This window comes from Desulfatitalea alkaliphila, from assembly GCF_022968795.1.
In the GTDB taxonomy this organism is placed as follows: Bacteria; Desulfobacterota; Desulfobacteria; order Desulfobacterales; family Desulfosarcinaceae; genus Desulfatitalea; species Desulfatitalea alkaliphila.
The window spans coordinates 1-982 of record NZ_JALJRB010000079.1 but is presented as its reverse complement, the minus strand read 5'-3'; the positions used below and the strand labels follow the sequence as shown (position 1 = coordinate 982).

Annotated in this window: 2 protein-coding genes; both read right to left on the bottom strand. The window is 36.0% G+C overall.

Annotation, left to right across the window (positions count from 1 at the left end; genetic code table 11):
- Positions 1 to 53 precede the first annotated feature (53 nt).
- Positions 54 to 611: a hypothetical protein gene (locus MRX98_RS21785; protein ID WP_246915284.1), complete on the bottom strand. Its 558-nt coding sequence runs from the start codon at positions 609 to 611 to the stop codon at positions 54 to 56.
- A partial coding sequence (locus tag MRX98_RS21780) for a hypothetical protein (protein WP_246915281.1) occupies positions 580 to 982 on the bottom strand: 403 nt, incomplete at its 5' end. The genes MRX98_RS21780 and MRX98_RS21785, both read right to left, overlap by 32 nt.

Here is a 982-nt window from a genome sequence, read left to right as displayed (position 1 = left end):
TGAGCTTCAGCGGGAGCGGCCGCTTTTTGGCCGCGATCCGCTGGAAGCTATGGTTAAGTATTAATATTATTGATAATAGTTGCAATTTCGCTTAACAGACTATTGTTGAAATGAGAAGTATTAACTTTAGGATTAACACCCCAGTCTGAGACAGTTACAAGTAAATTTCTTGCCTGCGACGTAGCCATGGTGGAAAAATGAACAAGAGTGCCAATAATTCTATTATTTTTTGTTTCAAATATTCTATTCCATTGATTTGAAAACTGAGCGATAAAGGTCTCAGTAATTTTCCCGACTGAATTAAGAAGATCAACGTCGTTAGCTTTCACCAATAGTTGGTCTCCAGAATGGAGCATTTTTGAAAAATCGATTGCAACCAAGCCTTTGTTACCTGTTTTAATTTTTTTTCCCACTTTTTTGTTTAGTTGCTTATCTAATTGATTTGCGGCTTTTCTAATATTGTTTTCAATATTCTTTTCTGAAGTGACTCTTTTACATTCAATCCAAATTATTTTCTTTTTAAATTCTACGGCTGTATCTGTTGAAGCGCTAAGTATCGTTGATATATCCTTTTCAGGATTATGAAATTTTTGCAGCAACAAGTGCTTCAAAAATGTAATTTCTTGCTTCAGAAGTGTTTGGATTTTCATCTTCTGCGTTAAGGGGTCCGTTTACTCCCTTTTGCAACTTCGCTTCGATAGACGTTAGTTTCTCTATTGGTTCAGCCTTGAAAGCCTTGTATATTTTAATAAACGAATCTATTTCCGATGCTGTGCTCACAAAATCAGGGAATATGCCTTTTGCGACGCTATCTGATGCTGATCTGTAATTATCTCTCCAGTAGTTCATGACTTTGAGGTAGTGCTGTGTTCTCCCAGATGATATTTTCACTCCTATAGTTTTCATCCAAGAAATGGCATTCTCGTAATTCTTGCCAATGGATTCGTATGTGTCAGTTTCTATTTTCATTTTGGACTTAACG